Here is a 23511-nt window from a genome sequence, read left to right as displayed (position 1 = left end):
ATGAGTCGCCGCAACACCGAAATGCTCTTGCTCATCGCCTCGGCGTTCCCCGTCATCCTGCTGTATGCGATGTACGTGCTCACCGCAGGCGCTTCCATCTCGTTTGAAACGCTCGCCGTGCCGATCGGTCTTTTTGCCGCCTTCGCCGCGGCGCATATCGCCGTGCGCATCCTGGCGCCCGGTGCCGATCCGGCCATCCTGCCCATCGTCTTTGTGCTTTCGGGCATCGGCATCACGTTCGTAACGCGTCTGGCACCCGCCCTCGCCATCTCGCAGCTCGTCATTCTGTTTGTCTCGGTGGCACTGATGGTGGGCACGCTCGCGATGATCAAGAATCTCGATGTGGTCATGCGCTACAAGTACACCTTTGGCATCATCGGCATCATCTTGCTGATGCTGCCCATCTTTATCGGCACCACCATTTCGGGCTCCAAGCTGTGGATTCGCATCGCCGGCTTCACCATCCAGCCCGGCGAGTTCGCCAAGATTTTTATCGTATTGTTCTTGGCCGGATACCTAGCCGAGAACCGCGAGCTACTCTCCATCTCCAATCGCAAGATCTTGGGCCTCAAGGTCCCGCGCCTGCGCCTGCTGCTACCGCTGTTCGCTGTGTGGGGTGTATGCCTTCTGGTCGTTGTCTTCGAGCGCGACTTGGGCTCCGCTGTGCTGTTCTACACCATCTTCTTGCTGATGCTCTACGTCGCCACGGGACGTTTCTCGTATGTCGTCATCGGCCTTGCGCTTTTGGCAGTGGGTGCCGTGGGCGCCTACAAGTTCCTGTCGCATGTCCAGGTACGTTTCCAGATCTGGGCCGACCCCTTTAAGGATGCCCAGGGCCAGGGCTACCAGATTGTGCAATCCCTTTTCTCGTTGGCTGACGGCGGTCTTATCGGCGTTGGCATCGGTAATGGCATGGCCAATAACATCCCCGTCGTCGAGTCCGACTTCATTTTCTCGGCCATCGGCGAGGAAATGGGCCTTTTGGGCGGCGGCGCCGTACTCGTCCTGTTTATGCTCTTTGCCGTGCGAGGCCTGACCACGGCCGCCCGCGCTAAGTCCGACCTTGCCGCATTTAGCGCCACGGGCCTCACGGCCGCCATTAGCTTCCAGGCCTTCTTGATCGTTGGCGGCGTTACCCGCCTGATTCCGCTGACCGGCGTCACCCTGCCCTTCATGAGCCAGGGCGGCTCCTCGCTGCTGGCGAGCTTTATCATTGTCGCGCTTTTGCTGCGCGCCGGCGATGAGGCCACCGGTCGCGAGGCCGAGCTCACCGGTACCGGCACCATGGCCGCCATCACTGACGACCAGGTCGCTTCTGCCGCGGCGCATGCCGGCACGCGCTTCGCTTCTTCGTCTTCCTACGGCCGTGGCAGCCACTCCACCGGCTCGCGCATGCGTCGTCGCCTGCTCGATACGCCCGAATCTGGCGTGCTCGGCCGCGTGGCGCTCGCCAACCGCCTAACCCGCGCGGTGTTTGCCTTTACGGCCCTGTTCGCCATCCTCATCGGCAACCTCACCTATGTCCAGGTCATCAAGGCCAAGGATTACCAGGATATGCCGACCAACAATCACACCATCGCCCGTTCCAAGTACATCCAGCGCGGCTCCATCATCACGTCCGACGGCGTGACGCTGGCCGAATCGCTGCAACAGGAGGACGGCACCTACGTACGCTCCTACCCTAACGGCAACCTGGCCGCCCATGTGGTTGGCTATGTGAGCCAGCAGTACGGTACCGCCGGCATCGAGAGCGTGATGAACGACACGCTCACCGGTTCCAAGGATTACTCCAGCTGGAACAACGCCATCGCGTCGCTCGCGGGCCAAAACCAGCCGGGCAACACCGCCAAACTTACCATCGACTCCCGCATCCAGACGGCCGCCGAACAGGCTCTCAAGGGCTTTAAGGGCGCCGTTGTGGTCATGGACCCGCGCACTGGCGCGGTGCTCGCATGCGCCAGCTCGCCCACCTACGACAACACCAACATCGACGCCCTGCTGCAATCGGGCGGCGGTGAGGATGGTTCTATGTACGACCGCGCCATGGACGCCCTCTATACTCCGGGCTCCACGTTTAAGGTCGTCACGCTTTCGGCGGCACTCGAGACCGGCACCGCAAGCCTTTCGAGTACTTATCAGGCGCCCGGTTCCATGGATATCGGCAATGCACCGGTCACCAACTCCGCCAATGAGAGCTACGGCACGATTAGCCTGCAGCAGGCCTTTGCCGTGTCGTCCAACGTCGTCTTTGGTCAGGTGGCAAACGAGGTCGGCGCCAGCTCGCTCGTACAGTTCGCCAACGCCTTTGGCTATGGCCAAAAGCTCGGTCAGGACCTAACCGCCGCGGCGTCCATCATGGCCGACCCCTCGCTCATGACCGAATGGGAAACCGCCTGGGCCGGCGCCGGCCAGCCCGTCGGCATGGACCACACGCCGGGCCCGCAGACCACCGTCATGCAGAACGCCGTTATCGCGGCGGCCATCGCCAACAGCGGCGTCGTCATGGACCCGTTCTTCGTTGCCCAGGTGCTCGCCCCAGACGGAACCGTGGTCAAGACCACGCAGTCCCGCTCACTGGGCCAGGCCGTCAGCGCCACCACGGCCGAACAGGTCAAACAGGCCATGCTCGACGTCGTTCAATCCGGCACCGGCACCGATGCCCAGATTCCGGGCGTCAAGGTTGCCGGCAAGACCGGCTCTGCCGAGACCGTCGGCACCAAGGTCAACTCGATGTTCGTCGGTTTTGCGCCTTACGATTCACCCACGGTCGCCATCTCGGTAGCCTTGGAGGATTACGACAAGCACGACGTCGAGGCGGCAAAGATCGCCGGCATCGTCCTGACCGCGGCGCTTGCCGCCCAGGGAGCGTGATGCCCGTGATTGATGCGCAAGCATGGGGCGTGCCGCGGCCGATAACACTAGCGGCAATGCGCCACACGGCCCCAGCGGCCTCAAATTTGGTACTACACACATCGTTGAGCGAATAGTCATGTTAGGAGCAGGAATGGAACAGAGGGTCCTCGGGGGAAGATACCTCCTCAAGGATAAGGTAGGGACAGGCGGCATGGCGACCGTCTACCGTGCACAGGACCAGGTCCTCGACCGCACGGTAGCTATCAAAATCATGCTGCCGCAATATGCCGGCGACGCCACCTTTGCCGCACGCTTTAAGCAGGAGGCCCAGGCAGCCGCCGGCCTCTCCTCCCCCTATATCGTCGGCGTCTACGATTGGGGCAAGGACGGCGACACCTATTACATCGTCATGGAATACCTGCGCGGCACCGACCTTAAGAGCGGCATCAAGAGCCACGGCGCCCTTGATCCCAAAAAGGTCGCTCAGATCGGCTCGCAGATCAGCTCCGCACTTTCGGTCGCCCACAAGCACGAGATCATCCACCGCGATATTAAGCCGCAGAACATCATGGTGCTGCCCGACGGCAACATCAAGGTCATGGACTTTGGTATCGCGCGCGCCAAGAACAGCCACCTTACGCAGGACAACAACGTTTTAGGCACCGCCCACTACGTAAGTCCCGAGCAGACCCGCGGGCAGGATCTAGGCCCCACCTCGGACATTTACTCGCTGGGCGTCGTGATGTACGAGTGCGCCACCGGCCGCGTGCCTTTCGACGGCGACGATGCCATCTCGGTCGCACTCAAGCAGGTCAACGAGCTGCCCGTGCCGCCGAGCCAGATCAACTCCGGTGTCGATGCCGATCTTGAGCGCATTATCCTCAAGTGCATGGAAAAAGATCCGGCTAACCGTTTCCAGACGGCCGACGAGCTGCGTCAGGTGCTCAACAGCTACCTGTCTGGTCGCGCCGTCAACGTGCCGGAGCCTACGCGCGTTATCGGCGCCGTTGGCGACCTGGGTGCCACCAAGACCCGAGAGCTATCCGACCAGACGCGCGCCATGGTACGCCCCGTCTCGGGCGTGAGCGGACAAAATAACGCTCGCAGCTCCGTCTCGGGTTCAACCGGCTCTTACGCCACCGAGCAGCCCAAATCCAACAAGAACAAGATCATCGCCGCCGTAGTTGCTGCGGTAGCCGTAATCGGCGTCATCGTGGCCTTTGCCACCGGACTCTTTGGCGGCGAGCAGGTCCCGGTTCCCGATGTGTTGGGTAAGGACCAGGAGACCGCCGTCGAACTGATTAAGGATGCCGGCCTTGACGTCGGAACCATTGACCAGAGCTACAACGACGACGTCGACGAGGGAAAGGTTGTCGAGCAGACTCCTAACGGTCACACCAAGAAGCCCAAGGGCACCAAGGTGAATCTGGTAATCTCCAAGGGTCCCAAGCCCTCCGAGAAGGTTGATGTCCCGCAGCTCGTTGGTCTGACCAAGGACCAGGCAGAGGCGGCGCTGGCAAGCGTCGGCCTTAAGGGCAATGCCACCGAGGAAGCCAACGAGGCCGAAAAGGGCGAAGTCTTTGAACAGGGCACCGATGCGGGCAAGGAAGTCGAGAAGGGCACGACCATTTCGTACAAAGTCTCGAGTGGACCCGACACCACCTCCGTTCCCGATCTGACCGACATGACCGAGGCTCAGGCACGCAACGCCCTCGATATGGCCGGCTTCGGCGTCGATGTGACCTACCAGGAGAACGATTCCGTCACCGAGGGCACCGTCATTAGCTGGAACCCCAGCGGTAAGCAAAAGCCCGGCGCCACGATTACCGTCGTCATCGCCAAGAAGTCCGGCAAGGCAAACGTTCCGGGCAACCTGTACGGCAAGAGTATCTCCTCCGCCGTCACCGCGCTCAACAACGCCGGATTCTACAACATCGCATTCTGCGATCAGAACGGCAACCCCGTGAGTGGTAACGAAAACGCCACCGTGACGGGCGTCTCCCCCACTGGCAAGCAGTCCACCGACAGCACGATCACGCTGACGGTCGCACTTTCTGGCTCTGGCACCGATTCAGGCGACGATTCCGGCACGACCAACTAGTCATCGAGACATTGCCCACAGCGGCTGATGCCGCAAACATATTCGCTCACAGGCGCCCGCTTGCTCCCCCAGCAAGCGGGCGCTTTCTTTATCCGAAGCAGCGAAAACTACGGCATGCCTTTAAACCAGAAGAGCCCGGTACCGCAGCGGTACCGGGCTCGATATTGCTCTGGTGCCCCCGGGCGGATTCGAAAACTCCCCCCGCGGGGAAATCGGTGACGCGGGTGTCGACGGCCCGAATCCGCCGGCGGCCCCCCACAAACCAGAAACGGCGCCGCTCCCGCGACGCCGTCATATTCCCTGGTGCCCCCGGGCGGATTCGAAAACTCCCCCCGCGGGGAAATCGGTGACGCGGGTGTCGACGGCCCGAATCCGCCGGCGGCCCCCACAAACCAGAAACGGCGCCGCTCCCGCGACGCCGTCATATTCCCTGGTGCCCCCGGGCGGATTCGAACCGTCGACACCCGCTTTAGGAGAGCGGTGCTCTATCCCCTGAGCTACGGAGGCATGTTGTACTAGTGTAGCAGATTTGCGCCACTGCCATGCAGCGCATAGCCACTCTTCGAAGTTACGGTGGAGCAGCCCTCCGGAAAGCGTGTCCCACTATCCAGACGAATTCTGGGACGGGCTTTCCGGATGGGGCCTCTCTAGGAAACTACGACCCGAAATTTGAGCTCGAAACGGGATATGGTTTCCCAAATGAGCCTGTTCCGGAAACTGCATCCCAGAATAGGCGCTCAAACTGGGATGATATTTCCCCAGCGAATCCCGCGAAGAGCTACAGGTAGTCATTGGGGACGTTCTTTAATGACTAGTCGTTTGAGAACGTCGCAGGCGACTAGTTGCCTTTGTGGAAAAGGCCTTTGATAACGGAGGGTATGCTCTTGGCGCCCTTGGCCGTCACATCGATAAAGTCGGGCGAACGCACAAGCTTATCCTCGTCGACGTACTTGCGAACTGCACGAAGCGTCTCTTTGTCGTCGCGCGTCGAAAACGTAAAGTGGCCGTTATCCTTGGTAAAGATAGCAAAACGCGTGATCTTCTTAGTGCCGCGCAAAACCTCGGCGGCAATATAGTCGACCTCGTCCCACGGAATTTGAATAAAATCCTCGGGATTGCGCTCGTTGTAATACTCGAACGCCTTATTGCCCACCATCACGTTACCGTGGCTGGTAAGCCCCATCAGACAGGTTGCCGGTGTTGCCAGATCGACCGTGCTGTTCTGAGATTGCGCCATGCGCGCCTCGCCCTCCAAATAAAACAATCGGACCGCATCCAGTGTACCCACCGGGTGCGGTCCGTTTCAATGGCTCAAAAGCCCTTGCCTAGCAACTCTCGGTCTTAAGCCGAAACGTGCTTACATGAAGCCGCAAACGCGACCGATGATACCGACGGCGAAGAGAGCCAGGATGATGACGATCGGGCTGACCTTCTTCTTGAGCAGCTTGCAGACGAACAGCGTCAGGCACACGGCAGCAAGGCCGGGGATGAGCTGATCGAGGTTAGCCTGAAGCGTGGTGACCTTCACCTGATCAAGGGCGGTAGCACCGACGGAGTTGTACATCGTCAGCGCTTCCTTGATGCCCTCGGCACCGGAAGGCAGGTTAGCCCAGTCAATGAAGGCGCCGGCAGACTGCGTGACCTTGGAGACGACCGGGGTGAAGGAGATGGACACCCAGCGCTCGACCAGGGCGCCGATGATGAACATACCCAGGATGGAAGCACCCTCGGTGACCTTGCCCATCAGACCGCCGGAGAGGTCCTTGGCGATGGAGGAGCCGACCTTATAGCCAAACTCCTGCGTGTACCACAGGAAGGCGTAACGGATGATGTTCCACGCGAAGAAGAACAGCAGCGGACCGGCGATGCTGCCGGACAGGGCCAGGGAAGCGCCCAGAGCGCCCAGGATCGGGCGAAGGGTGAACCAGAAGGCGGGGTCGCCGACGCCGGCGAGCGGGCCCATCATACCGACCTTGACGCCCTGAATGGCGACGTCATCGATCGGTGCACCGTTGGCGCGCTCCTCCTCGAGAGCGAGGGTAACGCCAATGACGGGGGCGGAAACATAGGGATGGGTGTTATAGAACTCCAGGTGGCGCTTAAGCGCGGAAATCTGGTCGTCCTTGCTGGTGTAGAGCTTCTTGATCGCAGGGATCATTGCGAAGCACCAGCCGCCATTCTGCATACGCTCGTAGTTCCACGAGCCCTGAAGGAACTGATGACGGAAGCAAACCTTCTTGCGGTCAGCCTTGGTGAGCTGAATCTTGTTCTCTGCCATATGTATCACTCCCCTCCTACTCGTAATCGTTCAGAATGTCGCCGAGCGGGTCACCGGAGCCACCGCCCATGCCGCCACCCTGCTTGGCCAGATCCTTGAGGCCAAGGTAGATGAGGGCAAGGGAGATGCCGATGAGGCCAAGAGCGATCAGCGTGAGCTGAGGGATGGCAGCAAGGACAAAGCCGAGGATGAAGAACGGCCAGGTCTCCTTGGTGGCCATCATGTTGATGACCATGGCGTAACCGACGGAAGCGACCATGCCGCCGCCGACAGCCATGCCGCCGGACAGCCAGTCGGGCATAGCGTTAAGCGCGTTGGTAACTGCCTCGGCCGGGATGATGCACAGAAGTACTGCCGGGATGGCGATACGAAGGCCCTGCATGAGGATGGCGGCGTACTGCCAGCGCTCGATGCCGGAGAAGTCGCCCTTCTCGGCGCAACCGTCCATGGCGTGAGCGATAGCGGTAGCCAGGGTACGGCAGATCATGGTCAAGAACAGACCAGCGACCGACAGCGGGACGGCGACGGCGATGGCGGCGGTAACGGCCTTGGCCGAATCGGTGGCGCCACCGTTGAGGGCGAGCACCATGATAATCGAAGAAGCGACCGAGGCCAGAGCGGCGTCAGGCGCGACGGCTGCGCCGACGTTAGCCCAGCCAAGGGCCATCATCTGGAGCGAACCGCCCAGGAGGATGCCCTCCTGAAGGTGACCGGTTACGAGACCGATAAGCGTGCATGCCACGAGCGGCTGATGGAACTGGAACTCATCCAGAATGCCTTCCATACCGGCAAGCAACGCGACAATCGCAACAAGCAGAATAGTGATTGCAGACATGTATCGGACCCTCCTTTACTATGCTTGAGCGGCCAGTTCGGCCTTAGCTTTCTTCAACATGGCGTCGAGATCCTCGGAGGAATCCGAAGGAACCTTGCGGACCTCGAACTTGACGCCCTTGGCCTTGAGGGCCTCGAGAGTCTTAACGTCGTCATCGCCCATAGCGACGGCGTTGGTGACGACGACCTTGCCCTTGGAGTGAGCCATGGAACCGATGTTGACTTCCTTGATGTCGACGCCGGCCTCGATAGCCTTGAGCAGATCCTGCGGGTTCTCAAAGAGCAGCATGGCCTTGGTGTCACCAAAGCGCGTGTCCTTGACAACCTCGGCCATCTTCTTGATGGGCACGACGTTGGCATGGACTCCCGGAGGGGCAGCCTGCTCGATCATGGTCTTGCGGAGCTCGTCGTGAGCAACGCCGTCGGAAACCACGATGATGCGGTTGGGGTTGATCTGCTTGGTCCACGTGGTGGCCACCTGACCATGCAGCAGACGGGTGTCGATACGGACGTGGGCGATCTTGATGTGCCCATCGCCGATGACCGTTCCCGGAGGGATGGCGCCTGCAGGAGCAGCGGCGGCCGTGGCCGGCTTCTTCTCCTCGGGCTCCAGAGACTCGGGCTTGACGCGCACGCCAGCCTTAGCCTCAGTCACGAGATGTTTTGCGATCGCATGTGCAGTGTTCTTTGCGTCAAAGCGCTGCGAATATGCCTCGATGAGCATAGGCAGGTTGACACCGGTGACGATAGCCCAGGAATCGTGGCCCTCGATGAGACCGCTGATCTGGTTGAACGGCGTGCCGCCCCACAGATCAACGAGGAAGAGCACCTGCTCCTGGTCCTCGAAGGAAGCGATTGCTTCCTCGACCTTGGCACGGAAGTCGTCGGGGCCCATGCTCGGCTCGAGCGAGACCACGGCCACAGACGGCTGATCGCCAAAGACCATCGAACCCGTCTGCTTGATTCCGGCTGCCAAGTCCCCGTGGCTAGCAAGAACAATACTTACCATCACATAACCTCCTCTTTGTCTACGTATTTCCTACACGACATGAAAGGAGTATACCTGTTCGTCCTGTAAAATTATAGAGAAAAATGCGAATGATTGGATAATTTGTTTAAACGTCTAGGTTTGTTACAAGTTGATTACGTTACTGCTTTTTGACGGATTACACGCCAAGGCGTCACTTATCAAGCCATTCATTTTACAGATACAAGCAGGCTGGTCATTAATATCGATTTTAGGCAAGCGCGAATGCGCTTGTACTGCAGCTATTTTGTTTAAACAGACATAACTTGACTATTAGCGTGACTTATGCACTAACGTAAGTAGTCATTGGGGACGTTCTTAAACGACTAGTCAAACAAGAACGTCCCCAACGACTAGGGGCTAGACGATGTGGAGGGGGTTGGCAGCGTCGACGGCATCGGGGGCGTCGGAGAGGCCGTCGGGAGCAGCATCTGGCGGGTCCTCGTCGGGGGTCTCAATCTGCTTGATCATGACCTCCTGGCCCTGCAGCAGGTATGTCTCGCCGCTACCGCAATGGGGGCAGATCTTGCCGTGCTCGACTGTCGCATAGTCGCGGCCGCACGCCTCGCAATGCGTCACGGCCTCGACAGGCTCCACAATAAGCTCCGTGCCCTCGGTGATAGGCTTTTTATCTGCCGCCCAGCGCCAAGCGTCGAGCAGCAAGTCGGGAACGACGCCCGAGACCTCGCCCAGCAGCAGCGTGACGCTCGAAACGCGACTCACGCCATTGGCGCGCGCCACGTTCTCGACATCGCGAATAATGTGATAGACGATTCCCAATTCATGCAAGGTAGAAACCTTTCAGCAACGGTTGATGCGATGTCAGCCAAACGTCAGCGAGCGGCGATCCAGGTGCCCCAGGTTGCCCCGAAACAAGGCATCCGCTGGGCTTTTGCCCGCGGCGCCGCAGTTGAGGGGCAAGATGGGGTATCTGGGCGCCGCGCAGCGTCGGCAGTGCCGCCGTTCGTTAGAACGGCGGAACCTCATTACTTCTTACCGAATTTGATCTTGATGGCACGCTTGAGCGCGTACTTGCCCAAGCTGGGGAGCTTTTGCTCGTATTTGACCATCGTGGAGCACTCGGGGCGGTCGCGATCCAGGTGGATGGCATCGAACGCGCACTTGGTGGTGCACAGACCGCAGCCGATGCACTTGTTGGGGTCGACGATCGAGGCGCCGCAACCCAGACAACGGGCGGTCTCGGCGCGCACCTGCTCTTCGGTAAAGGTCTCGACGTACTCGCTAAACGGCGCGGCCTTCTCGCGCTCGCGGTCGACATGTGCCACCTCGCGGCTCGCGTTGTCATAGCTCTCGATCACGACATCGTCGCGGTCGAGCGCGATGTAGCGGCGCTGGTTGCGGCCGATGGTGAGCGTGGAGCCCGGTTGCACAAAGCGGTGGATGGACACGGCGGCCTCGTGACCGGCAGCGATGGCGTTGATGGCAAAGCTCGGACCGGTGTAGACGTCGCCGCCCACAAAGATGTCGGGCTCGGCGGTCTGGTAGGTCTGAGGATCGGCAAGGGCACCCTGGCCACGGCCAAGCTCCACCTTGGAGCCAGCCAGCAGGTCGCCCCACACGATGGACTGACCGATCGACATGACCACGCGGTCGGCGTCGACACGACGCAGGTCGTTCTCGTCGTACTCGGGCGCAAAACGGCCCTCGTCGTCAAAGACACGCGTGCAGCGCTTGAAGGTGATACCGCACACACGACCGGCCTCGTCCAGATGGACCTCCTTGGGGCCCCAGCCGCAGCTGATGTGGGCGCCGTCCTCAACGGCCTCGCGACGCTCCTCCTCGCTGGCGGGCATCTGGGCCTCGCTCTCCAGGCAGAATATCTCAACGTGCTCGGAACCCAGACGGCAGGCGTTGCGCGCGACGTCGATAGCCACGTTGCCGCCGCCCACCACGATGGTGCGGCCGGACAGCGCGTCGATCTTGCCACTGTTGACCTTGCGCAAAAAGTCGACGGCCACGGTCACGTCCTCGGCATCCTCGCCCGGAATACCGGCGAGGCGGCCGCCCTGGCAGCCAATGGCAACATAAAAGGCCTTAAAGCCCTGCTCGCGCAGCTCGTCGAGCGTCACATCGCGACCGACCTCCACGCCATAGCGGAACTCGGCGCCCATCAGGCGAATGACCTCGACCTCGGCCTCGATAACATCCTTCTGCAGCTTAAAGCTGGGAATACCATAGGTGAGCATGCCGCCCGGGCGCTCATTCTTCTCGAACACGACGGGCTTGTAGCCCTTCTCGGCCAGGTAGAAAGCGCAGGACAGGCCGGCCGGACCGGCACCGATGATGGCGATCTTCTGGTCGAAGCCGCCGGCACGCGTCGGGGTCACCACAGGTGGGACATAGCGGGTCGCGGCATCCAGATCGCGCTGGGCGATAAACTTCTTGACCTCGTCGATGGCCACGGCCTCGTCCACGCGACCGCGGGTGCAGGCATCCTCGCAGCGGCGATTGCACACACGGCCGCAGATAGCGGGCAGCGGGTTCTCGCGCTTGATGAGCGCTAGCGCCTCGTCATAGCGGCCCTGCGCCGCGAGCTTCAGATAGCCCTGAACGGCAATGTGCGCGGGGCAGGCCGTCTTGCAGGGCGCGGTGCCGGAATCGTGTGTCTCGATGCGGTTGTCGTTGCGGTAGTTGGGCGACCACTTGGTGTGGTCCCACTTGGTGGCATCGGGCAGCTCCTGGCGCGGATACTCGGGCACCTGTCCGCCGGCCTTTTTGCTGCAGAGCTTCTGGCCGAGCTTGACGGCACCGGCCGGGCACACCTCAACGCAGCGACCGCAGGCTACGCACTTGTCCTTCTCGACCTTGGCGACATAGGCCGAGCGCGACAGGTTGGGCGTGTTGAACAGCTGCGAGGTGCGCAGGGCGTAGCACACGTTGACGTTGCAGTTGCAGATGGCGAAGATCTTGTTCTCGCCGTCGATATTGGTGATCTGGTGCACAAAGCCGTTGTCCTCGGCCTGGCGCAAGATGTCATAGACCTCCTCACGCGTCACATAATGACCGCGGTCGGTCTCAACCACATAGTCGGCCATATCGCCCACGGCAATGCACCAGTCGGCGGGGTCGTCGGCGCAGCCCTCGCCCATCACACGACGGCTCGCGCGGCAGCTGCAGGTGCTGGCGGCATATTTGCCATCGTATTTGTCGAGCCAATGCTCGATATGCTCGATCGGCACCGAGGTGCTCGAAGCATCGATAGCCTTCTCGACCGGAATGACGTGCATGCCAATGCCGGCGCCTCCGGGCGGCACCATCGGCGTGGCTTTGGACAGCGGCCCCTTGGACGCCTGCTCAAAGAACTTGGCATAGACCGGATGCTCCTCGAGCTGGCCCACGCGCATGTTGAGGAACTCGGCGGAACCCGGCACCAGCATGGGCAGTACCCACTGCTTGGCGCGCTCGGGATTTTCCCAGTTGTACTCGAGCAGACCCGTGTAGCTCATGTCGTCGAGCATCTTCTCGATCTGGGCCTCGGGCATGCCGGTGAGCTTGACCATCTCGGGCAGCGTATAGGGACGGCGCATCTTCATCTTGCAGAGCACTTCGGCCTGCTCGTCGGTTGCGGCCTCGGCAAACGACCAGTACTCGTAGCCCAGCAGCTCGTCGCGATGCAGCAGACGGTTGGTGCAATGCTCGCACAGCTTGACAATGGCCTCGCGCGGATGCTCCGGCAGCGGCGGCACGAACTCCGAACCGATGTCGGGCTCGGTGTAGCTAATTCCCGGTCCGTTGAGAATCATGGTTGTCCCTTCTCTTGCCGCAGCCCGACGAGGTCGCAGCGCCCCTCTTTTTTGCAGGCCGGGCATGCCCCCATGCCGTTCACCCGCCATTGTTGACATTATGTCAAAAATAGTATTGACGAACCGTCAACACTATTCAAGACTATTAGGCGAACGGTCGGGCCCAAACGGATGAAAGGCGGCAAGCGCATGAGCGATAACGCAGCGAACACCCCTGTGGCCGACGCCGTCCCCACGCCCGACAGCGCGGCAAAGCGCCTGACAGGTGACGAGCGCCGTCGCGAGATTCTCGCCGCCGTGCGCGCCGTGAGCTCCGAGCTGGGCGTGTCCCATCTATCCGTCTCGGCCGTGACCAAGCGAGCCGGCTGCACGCGCTCGCTGTTCTACCACTACTTCGTCGACATGGACGCCGCCGTCACCGCCGTCATGGACGAGGCAATCGACGGTTTTATCTCCGAGCTCGAGCAGTGGAATGCCAGCCGCATCGTCGGTGATATCGAGGGCGCACTCGACACCGTCGCCCCGCTCTTTAAGCGCCTGGTTGTGAGCGGCCACGAGCTGCCGAGCACGCTCACCTCGAGCAGCGGCGCGCTCTACGGCGGCTTTCTGCACAACGTGGTCCAGCGCGTGGCGCAATACATCTGCGACACCACCGTGGTGGACTTTGTCGCCCATCATGACCTGCGCATCGACCATGTCTACGAGACGTTTTACACCCTCATCATGGGGCTGTTGATGTACATCCGCACGCACCCCGATGTGCCCGACGAGACGGTTAAGGAGATTATCGCCTCGACACTCCACATCGAGGGCTACACCGCCAAGTATTCCGAGCGCAAGCCCAGGAACTGATGACATTTGGCCAAACTGCCCGCGACGGAAGAGGGGCCGCGGGCGTATGAAAGGAGAGCAGCATGCTGTTCGATGTTTGGGGTAGCGATACCCTTATCCACTGGGCCGGCTGGGCGATGGTCTTTATCGGCTTGATCGTACTCAACGAGGTCGGCCGCCGTACCAAGCTCGGCGCGGCCATCATCTTTGGTGTGGCTCCGCTGGCCATGACCATCTACTGCATCGCCATCGCCGTCGGCGTTTCGCAGGGTGCCGAGTGGGCGCTCACCAACCCCACCCATGTATACCAGAACAGCTGGTTCCATTACGCCAAGGTATACGCGGCGCTGGCCGGCTGCTGGGGCTTCATTGCCATTAAGTACCAGTGGGGCAAGATCGGCAAGGCGCATTGGTTCCGCGCATGGCCGTTTGTGATCGTCGCCATCAACATCTTGATCGCCGTCGTGTCCGACTTTGAGAGCGCCTATCACTTCTTTGTCCTGGGCGAGTCCACCTGGGTCACCTCCGAAGGTGCTACGCAGCTGGCCGGCTGGAACAACGTGTTCAACGGCATCGCCGGTATCATCAACATCTTCTGCATGACCGGTTGGTGGAGCGTCTACGCCTCCGAGGACAAGACCGACATGCTGTGGCCCGACATGACCTGGGTCTACATCATCGCCTACGACATCTGGAACTTCTGCTACACCTACAACTGCCTGCCCACCCACTCCTGGTTCTGCGGCTTTGCGCTGCTGCTGGCGCCCACCGTCGCCGCCTTTATCTGGAACAAGGGCGGCTGGATCCAGAACCGCGCCTTTACGCTGGCCATTTGGTGCATGTTTGCCCAGGTGTTCCCCTACTTCCAGGAGGAGTCCATCTTTGTGACGCACTCCACGCTCGACCCCAACGCCGCCACCGCGGTCTCGATCGTCGCACTGGTCGCCAACATCGCCGCGATCATCTACGTCGCCTACCGTGCCAAGAAGCTCGGCCGCAACCCCTACAAGCAGGATGTCTTTGAGGGCACCAGCGATTGGGAGAAGGCCACTGCCCGTCGCGCCAAGGTTGATTACGCGCACGCCGAGTAACGCGCCTGACGCAAACACCGCTTGAGCACGAAGCGGCATAGCCGGCTCCGCGCAACTCAACGCACTGCAGAGCCCCCGAAACGTGATTCGTTCGCGTTCCGGGGGCCTTTTGCTGCCGCGAGGATGCGGCCGAACGATACGCTCGGGTTAAACCGGATCTTATATTTCGCATGCGCTTTATATGGCTCCATTTTTGGGTACAGTGTTGAGCCGATATTGCATTGGGGGATATATGAGCGATGAGACACGTGGCCGCGAGGATGCGGCCCAGGATGCGGAAGCATGTGCCGAGGCCCTGGAGAGCCTTGACCGGATTGCGCTAGACGAGCTCTCGTTGAGCGATTTGGCCGTCGACGCGCAGGACGAGGTGCGCGAAGGCACTGAGGACGAAGGCAGCGACGCCAAAGACGCTTCTGACGAGGCCGAAGCCGAAGAGGACGATAGCAAGGACGACGTCCAGTCGGAATCCGCCTCGGGAGAAGAGACCGCCCTGCTTGGCAGCTTGCCTGCCGATGACTCGCTCACCCGCGAGCTTCCTGGCCTGGGTTCTGCGCCGGCCGTCGACGAGACCATCGCCATGGGCGATATTCCCCTGCCGTCCGTTCCCTCGGCACGCGAAGCCAAGGCTCGCCATCACAAGATGTCGCCCAAGCGACGCAATTTGATGGTTGCCGGCGTCGTTGCCGCCGCGCTCGTTGCCGGCGGCGCGGGCTATGCCGCTTGGAACGGATACCAACAAGAACAGGCTGCCGTCGCTGCCGTCAACGCCCACACCATGATGTCGGTGCAGATTGGCGTACATGCCGCAGGGCTCGACTGTTCCACCGGCTCCAAGATTCCCGTGCAGGTGAGCGGGCAAGACTCTGACGGCTCCTCCGTGAGCGAGACGCTCTATGTTGATGAGCACGGTCGCGGTATTAAGCTGCTGCCTGGCGACTACACGCTCTCCATTGCTGGGTCTCCCATCGCAGCTGACGGTACCATTTACACCGTGCCAACCACCAAGGCGCAGGTTAGCGTAAAGAGCGACGGGCAGGACCTGAGCGCTCAGGCATCCTTTAAGCTTAAGGTACCTTCGGCAGACACGGTGACCGACGACCAGATCGATGCCGCGGCCAAGTACGCCGAGGAGGGCGGCGCGAGCTCTGCCGCGGTCGCAAAGGTGCTCCAGCAGGCGGCAACCGCGCGCCGTGACGCCGCCGTCAATGCCATGAGTTCCCGCGAGGCGCAGGCGGCCCGCGACGCCGATGCTCGGCATAAGGCAACGAACCTGTATCAGCTCGATATTCCCGTTGAGTGGTACGGCAAAGTCGCGACTTGGCAAAACGGCAATACGCTGTGCATCTATCTTGCCAGTGACAGCAATACGCCGATCGCGACGCTTGTCGCAGTGCGCGACGGCGAGAGCTTTACGCCCGATAAGGGCGATACGGTTTTAGGTGCGGCAAGCCTTGGCAACGGCTACACGGTCTACGCCAGCGGCCCCGTCTATCCGTATGTGGTGCCCCAGACCATCAACGGGCGCACGCAAGACCCCGTGTCGACCTACCCCATGGACACGGCCATTGAGCTTGTCGAGCTTACAACCGGCAACCGCTATACCTATAGCCAGATCAAGAACGTACTGGTCGGCAAAGACGGCAAGGCCGACGCTGCCACCAAACTCGAGACCGACTACCTCGCCCAGATTCTGATGCCAAGCATCAAGGCCCAGGACTAGCCGGCCTCAGCGAGGGTAGCTAATTTGGGACGGGGCTTTTTTAGCTGCCCCGACCGTTAATCGACTAAACCGGCACATTACCAGCCGGGGCAGCTAAAAAAGCCCCGTCCCAAATTAGCTACCCTGCAGGAGTTAGCGCCACGGATCGGCTTCGAACATCGGCTCGCGCTCGGGGCGGCGATCGCTGTAGGGATCGTAGCCGTCGTCGTCCTCGTTCTCGGCACGGATGTAGGGGTCGCGCGGCTTGGGTGCCGGCTTAGGCGCAGGCTTGGGTGCGGCGGGCGCTGACTCAGGCGCCGGTGCGTTCGTCTCGTTCTCGTCTTTCATCTGCATAGCTCCTTGCCATGTACTCATGTTCAACACCATCGATTGTCGCACGAAAAAGGGCGGCGGACCCAATTGGATCCGCCGCCCTTGGCGTTTGGCTCAAAAGGTAGATTTTAAGGCATGGCCCAACAATCTACTCGGCGTCAGGCACCTCGTACGTGGCAGACGGCGTGTTATCGCACACGACGGTAAAGGCACCGTCCTTGTCGACGTCAACCGTCACCTGATCACCCTCGCGCACCGTACCGTCGATGATAGCGGCGGCGATGGCGTCCACGACCTCGCGCTGCACCAGACGCTTGAGCGGACGGGCACCAAAGACCGGGTCCAGACCGCCCACGGCGAGCATCTGCTTGGCCGCCGGGGTGATGGCAAGCGTCATGCGCTCCTTGGCCAGACGTGCGCGGACGTCGGCGAGCTGAATATCGACGATCTTTTCGATCTGCGCCATGCCGAGCGGATGGAACACCACGATATCGTCGATACGGTTGAGGAACTCGGGGCGGAAAGTCTGAGCCATGGCCGCGTCGACCTGATGGCGCATCTCCTCCTCGTCCTTGCCCGAAAGATCGGCGATAGCCTTGGAGCCCACGTTGGACGTCATGATGATGATCGTGTTCTTGAAGGACACCTGACGACCCTGACCATCGGTCAGACGACCGTCGTCGAGCACCTGCAGCAGCACGTTGAAGACATCCGGATGAGCCTTCTCCATCTCGTCGAGCAAGATCACGGAGTACGGGCGACGGCGCACGGCCTCGGTGAGCTGTCCACCCTCGTCGTAGCCCACGTATCCCGGGGGCGCACCGATCAGACGCTGAACGCTGAACTTCTCCATGTACTCGGACATGTCGATACGCACGAGCGCGCGCTCGTCATCGAACAGGCACTCGGCCAGCGCCTTGGCGAGTTCGGTCTTGCCCACACCGGTGGGGCCCAGGAAGAAGAAGCTGCCGATGGGCTTGTCCGGATCGGAGAGGCCCGCACGGCTACGGCGCACGGCCGCGGCGACGGCAGAGACGGCCTCATCCTGGCCGATGACGCGCTTATGCAGCTCGCCTTCCAAGCCCTTCAGCTTGTCGAGCTCACCCTGCATCATCTTGGAGACGGGCACGCCGGTCCAGGCGCTCACGACCTCGGCGATCTCGTCGGAGGTCACCTGCTCGTTGAGGCCTTCACCGTCCTGCTGCTTTTGTGCCTCGAGCGCGGCCTCGGAATCCTGAATCTGCTGCTGCAGACCCGGAATCACGGAGTAACGCAGCTCGGACGCACGGCCCAAGTCTCCGTTGCGCGTCGCACGTTCCTCTTCGCTCTTGGCCTCATCGAGCTGGCCCTTGAGCTCCTGCACATGGTCGATGGCGTTCTTTTGGTTGAGCCAACCGGCCTTTTGCACGTTGAGCTTTTCCTGGACCTCGGCGATTTCCTGGCGCAGGGTCTCCAGACGCTCCTTGGAGGCGTCGTCGGTCTCCTTCATGAGCGCCTGCTCCTCAATCTGCAGCTGGGTGAGCTGACGCGTGGTGGCGTCGATCTCGACCGGCATGCTGTCGAGCTCCATGCGCAGGCGGCTTGCGGCCTCATCGACCAGGTCGATGGCCTTGTCGGGCAGGAAGCGGTCGGCGATGTAGCGATCGGAGAGGTCGGCGGCGGCCACGAGCGCGCTATCGGTAATGTGCACGCCGTGGAAGATCTCGTACTTCTCCTTGAGGCCACGCAGAATCGAGATGGTGTCCTCGACGGTAGGCTCGCTCACCATAACGGTCTGGAAACGACGGGCGAGCGCCGCGTCCTTCTCGATGTACTTGCGGTATTCGTCGAGCGTGGTCGCACCGATCGCGTGCAGGTCGCCGCGGGCGAGCGCCGGTTTGAGGATGTTGCCGGCGTCCATGGAGCCCTCGGTGGCACCCGCGCCCACAATGGTGTGGAGCTCATCGATGAACAGGATGACCTTGCCTTCGGACTTCTGTACTTCCTTGAGCACGGCTTTCAAGCGGTCCTCGAACTCGCCGCGGTACTTGGCACCGGCGACCAGCGCGCTCATGTCGAGCTCGATGAGGTCGCGGTCGCGCAGCGTGCTCGGCACGTCGCCGGCCACGATACGCTGGGCGATGCCCTCGACGATGGCCGTCTTGCCGACACCCGGCTCACCGATGAGCACAGGGTTGTTCTTGGTGCGACGGGACAGGACCTGGATAGTACGACGGATCTCGTCGGTACGGCCGATGACCGGGTCGAGCTTGCCGGCACGGGCCAGGTCGCAGATGTTGCGGCCGTACTGCTCCAGTGCCTCAAACTGGGTCTTGTCCTCGGCGGACGTCACGCGGTCATCGCCGCGCAGCTCCTCGTAGACTTGCTCGATACGCTCCTTGGTAACGCCGGCGTCGCGCAGCACGCGGCCCGCCTCACCTTTGTCCTCGGCAAGCGCCATCAGCAGATGCTCGGTCACTACAAAGCTGTCGCCCATCTTGGTGGCCTTTTTCTCGGCCTTCTCGATGACACGGACGAGCTCGTTAGACAGGCCCATCTGCTGGCCCTCGCCCGAAACCTTGGGTGCGCGGTCGATGGCATCTTGCGTGGAGTGTGCAAGCTGGGCTGGGTCGGCGCCGATGCGCTCGATAATCACGGAGATATTGCGCTCGCCGGCACCGAGCAGGGCGGACAGCAGGTGAATCGGCTCCACCGCGCCGGCCTGCGCGTCGGCAGCCGTGCTCATGGCGGTCTGCAGCGCCTCGCGCGACGTCATTGCTAGCTTATCGATTCTCATGGAATCACCTCTCTTGGGGCGGCCGCCCTACGGGGCGGCTTCACGTTGTCCGAGAAGTATTGTTGCCAGCTTTGTACGATCTTATACACAAATCTAAGTCTCTATATATAAGATTTTCTGAGTGATTAAGAGATAGGGAGCAGGCACGCTCACCCGCTGCGGTCTCGCCCCCTTACTATCTCAATCTGTAACATCTAGCAGCTGTTTATGGCTCCAGATGTTACAAATCAAGATGAAATGGCCAGCGGCACCCGTTTGTCTCAATCTGTAACATCTACTCGTCAAATAGAACTCTATCTGTTACAAATCGAGACGAACAGAAGACACCCGAATCGAAAATCTAAATCTGTAACACCAGGCCCACTTTTAGCGGCCAAGATGTTACAGGTCGAGACAAACGGGACCACCACAAAGGTACCTGTCCCTTTGTGGCGGTTCTCGACAAAAAAGAAGCCGCCCCATTAACAGAGGCGGCATCAAGCAGGTCTATTTATTAGCGTCCCTCAAGACCCAACGAGAACGCAGAAATGTAGCCCGGGGCTTATCCTTTCCCGAACGCGACCCTCGCGAAGCGCGTGAGCGGGCGGGAAAGGATAAGCCCCGGGCGGACAATTAAGTGCGTTACTCGGCAGCGGCCTTGAACTTGTTGTAGTTGATCAGGCAGCCGGCCTTGACGATGGCACGCTCCTCAGCCGTCATATCGGCAATGTAGAGCTCAATCTGCTCGACCGCACCATCGGCGCGCACCACGTAGGCGGCGATGTCCTTCAGGTCGCCATCGAGCGCGGCACGGATACCCGGCACGAAGACGTAGTCGCCCACCTCAAAGTTGGGCTCGGCCTCCATCTGGAAGGGCACCATGCCCCAGTTCATCACATTGGAGCGATAGCGCTTGGTGGCGTACTCGTGGACGATGTTGGCCAGACCGCCAATCACGCGCTGGCAGCTCGCGGCCTGCTCGCGGGCAGAACCGTCACCGGGCTTCTTGGCATAGAGCATGGAGCCGTACTCGGTCGCCTTGGCATCGGCCACGACGCCGGCGCCGGCCAGCGCCTCAAACACGCCGGCAAGCTCGGCATCGAGTGCCGCCAGATCGCCCGCCGCCTCGCCGGCAACGCGGCGCTTCTCCACGGCGTCGACCTCCTTGGAACGACCCACGTAGGCCGGATCGCGGCGGCTGAGCGTAAACTCTGCCAGGCCCAGCGGGTTGGAGCGGAAGGAGCTCGTCTCGCCCGAGGGAATGAGCTCGTCGGTCGTGGTGACCGGGTCCATGATCTTGGAGCACACCTTGAGCAGGATATCGTCGCCGAGAGGCTCCATCGCGGGCCACGGCTTGATGTTGGGGCCTTCGACCAGCTCGTCGGCAGGCTCGGCCTTGCCAAAGCCCCAGTACACGCGCTTTTTGTACGGCGCGTCGTCAAAGGTGTACTCGCAGGCCTCGTCCCAAGTCTCCTCGGGCAGGTCGGTCGCCGGCGTCAGGACGCCTCCGTTGGCGGCCGTCGCCGCAATGGAGCGAGCGTCCATTAGGGCCACGGCGCTCAGCTGACCATTGCCCGGCTTGGAACCCTCGCGGTTGGGGAAGTTGCGCGTGGTGTGGCGGATGGACAGGCCGTTGTTGGCAGGCGTGTCGCCGGCGCCAAAGCACGGACCGCAGAATGCCGTGCGCACGATCGCGCCGGCCTCCATAAGGTCGTAGATATAGCCACGGCGCGTAAGTTCGAGCGCCACGGGCTGGCTCGTGGGATAGACCGATAGCGAGAACTCGCCGCAGCCGGTGTTGGCGCCCTTGAGCACGCGGGCAGCCTGGACCACGGAGTCGTAGTTGCCGCCCGAGCAGCCGGCGATAACGCCCTGTTGCACGTGAAGCTTGCCGTCGACGATCTTGTCGAGCAGGCTAAAGTGCGTCTTGCCCTCGCCGATCTTGGCGGCCTCGAGCTCCACCTCATGCAGGATGTCCTCGAGGTTCTCGTTGAGCTCCTCGATCTCAAAGCCGTTGGAAGGATGGAATGGCAGCGCGATCATGGGCTTGATGCTCGACAGATCAACCTCGACGCAACCGTCGTAGTAGGCGACATCGGCGGGCTTGAGCTCGCGGTAGTCGTCGCCGCGACCGTGCATGGCCAAAAACGCGTGCGTGTCCTCGTCGGTAGCCCAGATGCTCGACAGGCAGGTGGTCTCGGTGGTCATGACGTCGACGCCGTTGCGGTAATCGGTCGTCATGCTCGCGATGCCGGGGCCCACAAACTCCATGACCTTGTTCTTGACATAGCCCTTGGCAAAGACGGCACGGATGATGGCGAGCGCCACGTCGTGCGGGCCGACGCCGGGACGCGGGGCACCCGTGAGGTAGATAGCGACGACGCCGGGATAGGCAACGTCGTAGGTGTCGCGCAGCAGCTGCTTTGCCAGCTCGCCGCCGCCCTCGCCCACGGCCATGGTGCCCAGGGCGCCATAGCGGGTGTGCGAGTCGGAGCCCAGGATCATCTTGCCACAACCGGCGAAGTTCTCGCGCATAAAGGAGTGGATGACGGCGATGTGCGGCGGAACGAAGATGCCGCCGTACTTTTTGGCCGCGGAAAGGCCAAAGACGTGGTCGTCCTCGTTGATGGTGCCGCCCACGGCGCACAGCGAGTTATGACAGTTGGTGAGCACGTAGGGCAGCGGGAACTGCTCCATGCCCGAGGCGCGCGCCGTCTGGATGATGCCGACGAAGGTGATGTCGTGGCTCGCCATGGCATCGAAGCGAATCTTGAGCGCCTCGGGGTCGCCGGACGTATTGTGTGCCTGGAGGATCGAATACGCGATGGTGCCGCGCTTGGCATCCTCGGGCGTCTGCGTAATACCGCGCTCGGCAGCCTCGGCCGCAGGCACAACCTCGCTGCCGCCGCGCAGGTAGATGCCGTCTTCGTACAGCTTGACCATACTGTCTCCCACTCTGCCCAAAAAATTTGGGCGCATAGCATGCATTCGTTCAATATCGTGCCATAGAACGGTTGCGAATGGGTTACGAATCTGCACGTTCACTTTATCTTGGTAAAGTACAGGACGAGCCCGATGTGGGTCAGCAGATTTGGTGCAAGAGCGTCCCTTTCGACTAGTCATTTAAGAACGTCCCCAATGACTACCCATAACAACGCCGATGCTTTGGCAACGACAGCGAGCGGGCCCCAATGACTACCAACGACTACCGCATCCGGAGCAAGGCAACGCCGCAGGTAGAGGACGGACAGCGAGCGGGCCGCATTTCCAAAGTGAGGAACGTCCCCAAGTGCCGCATCCGGACCATGGCAACGCCGCAGGTAGAGGACGGACAGCGAGCGACGTCCAGAGCGAACAAGTTGGCATGAAAAAGGCAAGGCATAGACCTTCTGGTCATGCCTTGCCTTTTGAATGACAAATTGTCGCTCTGGGCGGCGCGCAGCGTCGGCCGGTCCGCCGTTCGTTAGAACGGCGGAACCTAGAGATCCCCGCCGGCGCCCAGTAGCTTGCGCATGACCTGTTCGGGATTAACCGAGCCATCGCGCGGGGCCAGGGAGGTGATCTTCTTCTGCATCTTGTACTCGTGCAGCTCGTCCTCGAGCTGGCGCATGCGGGCGCGGAGCTTTTCGTTCTCGCGCTCGCGCTCCTCGGCACGCTCCTTCATATCGAGGATGCGCACCACGCCGGCAAGGTTGATGCCCTCGTCGGTCAGCTGGTTGATGAGCTCCAGGCGCTCGATATCGGCACGCGAATACAGGCGCGTGTTGCCGCCCGAGCGCTGGGGGTTCACCAGACCCTTGGACTCGTAGACGCGTAGAGTCTGCGGATGCATGCCGGTCAGCTCGGCCGCCACGCTGATCATGTACAGCGGTTTGTTCCTATTGTCCTCGGCCATGCTACCTGACCCCTTTCCGTCTCGTTATCGTCCATCATAAGCCCGAGGGC

The 23511-nt window shown here is 61.3% G+C and carries 15 protein-coding genes and 1 tRNA gene; 5 read left to right on the top strand and 11 right to left on the bottom strand.

Annotation, left to right across the window (positions count from 1 at the left end; all coding sequences use genetic code 11):
* Together ACTQV4_RS00895 and pknB are read left to right on the top strand one after the other, a co-directional pair.
* Positions 1-2871, top strand: coding sequence for an FtsW/RodA/SpoVE family cell cycle protein (locus ACTQV4_RS00895; RefSeq protein WP_427719320.1), 2871 nt, complete (start codon positions 1-3; stop codon positions 2869-2871).
* Positions 2872-3004: 133 nt separating this feature from the next.
* Positions 3005-4954, top strand: a complete 1950-nt coding sequence (gene pknB / locus ACTQV4_RS00890) for a Stk1 family PASTA domain-containing Ser/Thr kinase (RefSeq protein WP_441569028.1) — start codon at positions 3005-3007, stop codon at positions 4952-4954.
* Between the two features lie 431 nt (positions 4955-5385).
* On the opposite strand, the gene ACTQV4_RS00885 is transcribed toward pknB, so the two are convergent.
* The 7 genes from ACTQV4_RS00885 to ACTQV4_RS00855 all read right to left on the bottom strand — a co-directional run bounded on the left by ACTQV4_RS00885 (position 5386) and on the right by ACTQV4_RS00855 (position 12857).
* Positions 5386-5461, bottom strand: a tRNA-Arg gene (locus ACTQV4_RS00885).
* A gap of 331 nt (positions 5462-5792) precedes the next feature.
* Complete coding sequence (locus tag ACTQV4_RS00880) at positions 5793-6191, bottom strand: DUF956 family protein (RefSeq protein ID WP_427719318.1); 399 nt, start codon at positions 6189-6191, stop codon at positions 5793-5795.
* Between the two features lie 120 nt (positions 6192-6311).
* Positions 6312-7232, bottom strand: coding sequence for a PTS system mannose/fructose/sorbose family transporter subunit IID (locus ACTQV4_RS00875; protein WP_154518429.1), 921 nt, complete (start codon positions 7230-7232; stop codon positions 6312-6314).
* Positions 7233-7248: 16 nt separating this feature from the next.
* Positions 7249-8067, bottom strand: a complete 819-nt coding sequence (locus ACTQV4_RS00870) for a PTS mannose/fructose/sorbose transporter subunit IIC (protein ID WP_055285302.1) — start codon at positions 8065-8067, stop codon at positions 7249-7251.
* A gap of 18 nt (positions 8068-8085) precedes the next feature.
* Positions 8086-9075, bottom strand: a complete 990-nt coding sequence (locus tag ACTQV4_RS00865) for a PTS sugar transporter subunit IIB (RefSeq protein ID WP_154518426.1) — start codon at positions 9073-9075, stop codon at positions 8086-8088.
* Positions 9076-9453: 378 nt separating this feature from the next.
* Positions 9454-9882 (bottom strand): hydrogenase maturation nickel metallochaperone HypA/HybF, encoded by a 429-nt coding sequence (locus ACTQV4_RS00860; protein ID WP_441015388.1) that lies wholly within the window; start codon positions 9880-9882, stop codon positions 9454-9456.
* Between the two features lie 197 nt (positions 9883-10079).
* Positions 10080-12857, bottom strand: coding sequence for an FAD-dependent oxidoreductase (locus tag ACTQV4_RS00855; protein WP_427748175.1), 2778 nt, complete (start codon positions 12855-12857; stop codon positions 10080-10082).
* Between the two features lie 189 nt (positions 12858-13046).
* On the opposite strand from ACTQV4_RS00855, the gene ACTQV4_RS00850 reads away from it, so the two are divergent.
* The 3 genes from ACTQV4_RS00850 to ACTQV4_RS00840 all read left to right on the top strand — a co-directional run bounded on the left by ACTQV4_RS00850 (position 13047) and on the right by ACTQV4_RS00840 (position 16499).
* Complete coding sequence (locus ACTQV4_RS00850) at positions 13047-13709, top strand: TetR/AcrR family transcriptional regulator (RefSeq protein WP_441560223.1); 663 nt, start codon at positions 13047-13049, stop codon at positions 13707-13709.
* A gap of 62 nt (positions 13710-13771) precedes the next feature.
* Entirely contained in the window at positions 13772-14779 is a 1008-nt protein-coding gene (locus ACTQV4_RS00845) for a DUF5692 family protein (RefSeq protein ID WP_427794084.1), read from the top strand.
* 232 nt (positions 14780-15011) lie between these two features.
* A complete protein-coding gene (locus ACTQV4_RS00840) occupies positions 15012-16499 on the top strand; it encodes a hypothetical protein (RefSeq protein WP_441569026.1) in 1488 nt (495 codons plus the stop codon).
* A gap of 132 nt (positions 16500-16631) precedes the next feature.
* On the opposite strand, the gene ACTQV4_RS00835 is transcribed toward ACTQV4_RS00840, so the two are convergent.
* The 4 genes from ACTQV4_RS00835 to ACTQV4_RS00820 form a co-directional block, all read right to left on the bottom strand.
* Positions 16632-16826, bottom strand: a complete 195-nt coding sequence (locus ACTQV4_RS00835) for a hypothetical protein (RefSeq protein ID WP_229770727.1) — start codon at positions 16824-16826, stop codon at positions 16632-16634.
* A gap of 133 nt (positions 16827-16959) precedes the next feature.
* Entirely contained in the window at positions 16960-19587 is a 2628-nt protein-coding gene (gene clpB / locus ACTQV4_RS00830; protein ID WP_154518122.1) for an ATP-dependent chaperone ClpB, read from the bottom strand.
* A gap of 621 nt (positions 19588-20208) precedes the next feature.
* Entirely contained in the window at positions 20209-22509 is a 2301-nt protein-coding gene (locus ACTQV4_RS00825) for a hydratase (protein WP_441537701.1), read from the bottom strand.
* A gap of 535 nt (positions 22510-23044) precedes the next feature.
* Positions 23045-23461 (bottom strand): heat shock protein transcriptional repressor HspR, encoded by a 417-nt coding sequence (locus tag ACTQV4_RS00820; RefSeq protein WP_427719306.1) that lies wholly within the window; start codon positions 23459-23461, stop codon positions 23045-23047.
* Positions 23462-23511: the final 50 nt, after the last annotated feature.

The organism is Collinsella sp. LCP19S3_B11 (assembly GCF_052121915.1).
Classification (GTDB): domain Bacteria; phylum Actinomycetota; class Coriobacteriia; order Coriobacteriales; family Coriobacteriaceae; genus Collinsella.
This window is presented reverse-complemented; position numbering and strand designations above follow the sequence as displayed.